Source organism: Marisediminicola senii (assembly GCF_011057645.1).
GTDB classification, from domain to species: Bacteria; Actinomycetota; Actinomycetes; order Actinomycetales; family Microbacteriaceae; genus Marisediminicola; species Marisediminicola senii.
The window spans coordinates 1-4,639 of record NZ_JAALGE010000084.1 but is presented as its reverse complement, the minus strand read 5'-3'; the positions used below and the strand labels follow the sequence as shown (position 1 = coordinate 4,639).

Annotated in this window: 3 protein-coding genes; 1 reads left to right on the top strand and 2 read right to left on the bottom strand. The window is 69.4% G+C overall.

The window, feature by feature from the left end:
* Positions 1–910: 910 nt before the first annotated feature.
* A complete protein-coding gene (locus G5S38_RS15085) occupies positions 911–2,092 on the bottom strand; it encodes an acyl-CoA dehydrogenase family protein (RefSeq protein WP_165070389.1) in 1,182 nt (393 codons plus the stop codon).
* A 207-nt stretch (positions 2,093–2,299) separates the two neighbouring features.
* On the opposite strand from G5S38_RS15085, the gene manA reads away from it, so the two are divergent.
* Positions 2,300–3,601 (top strand): mannose-6-phosphate isomerase, class I, encoded by a 1,302-nt coding sequence (manA, locus tag G5S38_RS15080; protein WP_165070387.1) that lies wholly within the window; start codon positions 2,300–2,302, stop codon positions 3,599–3,601.
* A 154-nt stretch (positions 3,602–3,755) separates the two neighbouring features.
* On the opposite strand, the gene G5S38_RS15075 is transcribed toward manA, so the two are convergent.
* Positions 3,756–4,184 (bottom strand): GtrA family protein, encoded by a 429-nt coding sequence (locus G5S38_RS15075; RefSeq protein ID WP_165070383.1) that lies wholly within the window; start codon positions 4,182–4,184, stop codon positions 3,756–3,758.
* Positions 4,185–4,639 lie beyond the last annotated feature (455 nt).

Here is a 4,639-nt window from a genome sequence, read left to right as displayed (position 1 = left end):
CCCGGTCGGGCGCGGGGCGGATGAAGACACCCGCTGCCGGGGACCCCACGGGGGGCCGTCGGCTGGGCGTCGTGGTCATCCGGCTACGTTACCGCCGCGGTGCTGTGCGGCCGTGCGGGGGTGCGGTGGGTGCGGTGTGCGGGGTGCGGGGGTGAGGTAATGCGGTGGGTGCGGTAATGCGGTGGGTGCGGTAATGCGGTGGTGCGGGTGCGGGTGCGGGTGCAGGTGCGGGGTGGGGTGGCGCGGGGCCGCGGGGTGCGATGGCCGACTCCTCGGGATGACATTCCGCGCGAATTACCAAAACGAAGGAGTTACTGCTCGTTACCGCGGTGTTGCGCACCTACGGACCCACCGCGGCAACATCTCCTTCGTTTTCTTCATTGCCGCGGCGCTGATCCCGCGGCAACCATGATTGCGGCATCCATCGCCCCGTCGGCCCAGTGGATCCCGCGGCACCGCGCACCGCCTGGTCCGCAGGTACCCGGCCCCGCGGTCTACCAGAACGAAGGAGTCATCGCCGCGCGCGCCCGTTGTTGCGGCCCCGCCCGCCGTCGACGACGGAGACTCCTTCGTTTTCGTCACCGCCGCACGCCGCTTCGTCGGCCTGGCGTTTACGCCAGCCGCGGCATCCGCAACGCTTCCAACCTGTGGATACTGCGGCGCCGGGCACCGCTCGGTCCGCCGCACCCCGGCTCCGCGCTCTACCAAAACGAAGGAGTCACCGCGTCAGGCACGGGTTGAGGCGCCCCTCGGCCGCCCAGACGACGGAAACTCCTTCGTTTTCGTGGCACCGCACCGCACCACCGCACCGGCGCGCCCGCAGTACGCGCCCGCACGGCGCGCCCCGCAGGGCGCACCCGCAGGGCGCACCCGCACGGACGCGCCCCCACCGCGCCTCACACCGCACCCCTCACACGAACGCGGCGGTCCCCGTGATCGAGCGGCCGACGATGAGCGTGTTCATCTCGCGGGTTCCTTCGTACGAGTAGATCGCCTCGGCGTCCGCGAAGAACCGAATCACGTCGTAGTCGAGCACGATGCCGTTTCCACCGAAGATCTCGCGGCACCAGGCCACCGTCTCGCGCATGCGGGCCGTCGTGAAGAACTTCGCGAGCGAGGAGTGCTCATCGCGCTGCGTACCCTCGTCGAGCATCGCCGACACGCGAACCACCATGGCGATCGACGACGTGATGTTGCCGAGGCTCTTCGCGAGCAGGTCCTGCACGAGCTGGTGGCTCCCGATCGTCTTGCCGAACTGCACGCGCTCGCCGGCGTACTTCACCGCGGCGTCGTACGCACCGATCGAGTTGCCCACTGCCGCCCAGGCGACCTCGGCGCGCGTCAGGCGCAGCACCGCGGCGGTCTCGCGGAAGGACTTCGAGTGCTGTAGGCGATTGGATTCCGGCACCACGACGTTCTCGAGAACGATGTCCGCGTTCTGCACGATGCGCAGCGCCTGCTTGTTCTCGATGACCGTCGCCGAGTACCCCGGCGTCGACGTCGGAACGATGAATCCCTTGACCTGGCCGTCTGCGGTGTCCTTCGCCCAGATGATCGTGATGTCGCTGATCGACCCGTTGCCGATCCAGCGCTTCGCGCCGTTCAGCGTCCAGGAGTCGCCCTCCTTCGTCGCGGTGGTGCGGAGGCCCTGCGCGGTGTCCGATCCGGAGAGCGGCTCGGTCAGGCCGAACGCGCCGAGGATCTCGCCGGACGCGAGTTTCGGCAACCATTCGGTGCGCTGCTCGGGCGACCCGGCGACCGCGATCGACCCCATCACGAGGCCGTTCTGCACGCCGACCAGAGTGGCGACGCTCGCATCGACGCGCGCCAGCTCGAGCGCGACCCACCCGCGGAACACCGCCGAGTTGTCGAAACGCTTCGTCTCGTCCCACGGCTGTCCGAACAGGCCGAGGTCGGCGAGGCCCTTCACGATCGACGGCGGGAGGAACTCCGCGCGCGCCCACAGGCCGTTCACGATCGGCCGCACCTCGGTGTCGAGGTACGCGCGCAGCTCGACGATGAGCTGCTTCTCCTGGTCGGAAAGCTGGTTCTCGAAGCCGAAGAAGTCGGCATTCAGGGTCTCGAACGTCATGAGTGTGCTCCGTTGCGTCAGTGAATTGCGGCGGGCGATCGGATGCGATCAGAGAACTGCCCCACATCACCCCGCCGTTATCGAGACTAGGTCGGCTTATCGGCGTGGCCAAGCACGTTGGTAGTTTGGTCTAACCTCCGATGACCCGCCCCGGCGCACGGTTGTAGGACACGTCAACCAGTAGCTATCCACTAGGGAATCCTCCGGATGTTTGTAGGCATCACTAATACGCCCCGCCCGTACGCGTGGGGTTCGCGAACCGCCATCGCCGAGTTGCTGGGCACCGAGGCATCCACCGGTCCCGAAGCAGAGCTGTGGCTCGGAGCCCACGAGGGGTCGCCCAGCCGCCTCGTGCACCCCGACCAGGCCGGGGGAGCGAACGACCTCGTCGAATGGATCGCCGCCGATCCCGAAACCACGCTCGGGCGGCATGCCGACGGCGGGCGCCTGCCGTTCCTCCTCAAGGTGCTCGCGGCCGATTCGCCGCTGTCGCTGCAGGCGCATCCCACCATCGAGCAGGCCAGGGAGGGCTTCGACCGCGAGAACGCCCTCGGCATCCCGCTCGACGCCCCGCACCGCAACTACAAGGACAGGTTTCCGAAACCCGAACTGATCGTCGCGGTCAGCGAGACCTTCCAGGCGCTGTGCGGGTTCCGCCCGACGGCCGAGTTTCGCGAAACTCTCGCGGTGCTGCGCGACGACGCTGCGCCCGCGGACGCGGAACGCCTCGACGACCTGCTCGACAGGGCGGGGGTGGATGCGGCGCTGCCCGGTCTCGTGGAGTGGCTGAGCTCCGGCGGGCCGGCGGTCGACGAGCTCGTGTCATCCGTGACGGCGCGCGTGGCATCCAGACCACAGGGCACCTCGGCGGAGCTCGACACCGCGCGGCTGCTCGCCGACGAGTACCCGGGCGACCCCGGCATCGTCATCTCGCTGATGCTGAACAACGTGACGCTGCGCCGCGGCGAGGCGCTGTACCTGCCGGCCGGCAACATCCACGCATACCTGTCCGGGCTCGGGATCGAGCTGATGGCGGCGTCGGACAACGTGCTGCGCGGCGGTCTCACCCCGAAGCACGTGGACGTTCCCGAGCTGCTCAGCGTGCTCGACTTCACGCCGGTGCCCGTTCCGTACCTCGATCCGGAGCGGCCGCAGCCGGGTGTCGAGGTATTCCGGCCCGACGTGTCCGACTTCGTGCTGGTGCGGTTCGAGCTGGGTGCGGCGGGCGCGGCGGCGGGCGGTTCGCCGGCTGGCGCGTCGGCTGGTTCGGCGGCTGGTTCGCCGAGCGGGGACGGGGTGGATGCCGCCTCCGCCGGCCCCGGCGCGGTCTCCGCGTCGTACGCGCTGGACGGGCCCGCTATCGCGCTGTGCACTGCGGGATCCGTGCGGGTCGCGGGCGCAGCATCCACGATCCTGCAGCGGGGGGAGTCGGTCTACATCACCCCCGACGAGGGAGCGATCACCGTCACGGGAGACGGCGAGCTGTTCCTGGCGACGACCGGGAGCTGACGCGGGCAGCGGGTTGCCGAGGGGTTGCGGCGGGGCAGCGCTGGGCTGCGGCCGGCTGGGTGCGGCCGGGCGGGCGCTGTGTCGACCGACTGACTGACTGACGTGCCGACGGACCGAGCGGGCTGCCGACTGGACGACCTGCCTGACCGGGTACTCAGGCGGCGGCGTGGGCCGGGGGGTGTGCGCGTCGAAACGAGAAGAACTTGTGCAGGAGGTAGCTCATGACCGCCGTGACCGAGACGATCGCGGCCTGGGCGACGAGCGACGGCCAGCCGACGATCTCGACCAGGACCGGCAGCAGGGCGGCATTGAGGGCGAGGAGTCCGATGTGCACGCTCTCGAAGCGGAAGAAATCGGTGATCAGCTTGTGGCGTCCGGACCGCGAGAACGTGACCCGGCGATGCAGCACGAAAGCGACGACGGTGGCGATCGCGTACGACAGCAGGAGGCTCAGCAGGTAGTGGCCGTCGAGGGTCAATTCGAAGAGCGCGAACAGCGCGTAGGCGAAAACCGTGTTGAATCCGCCGACCACGAGGAAGCGCACGCGTTCGTCTGCGCGGAGTCGATAGAAGAAGGATGCCACTCCTAAGGGTCGCAGACCTGGCGGGCCTCACGAGCCACCGGGTGCGCCGCTGGGCGAACGTGCAGCCCATCGTCGGCTGGCGTTTGCCGCGCGTTCACCCGCGGCGCGCCTGCTGCGCGGTTGTCCCGGCGCGCGGGCGCTGCGCCCGCCCCGCGGTACCCCGTGCGGGTTTCCCAAAACGAAGGAGATGTCGTCGAGTCGGGGCGTTTGGCGCGCATCTGCGACCACGCGAAGCGGTAACTCCGTCGTTTTCGTCACCCCGGTGCCCGCGTCGCCATGTTCCGTCGCGCCCCGCCGCCGCGGCCACCCCGCACATCTCCCCAAAACGAAGGAGAATCGGCGGCGTTGGGTCATCATCTGCATCCATTCGCCCCCAGCTGCCAATTTCTCCTTCGTTTTCGTCACTGGCGCCCAGCCCCCCCCCCCTCCCCCCCCCCCCCCCCCCCCCCCCCCCC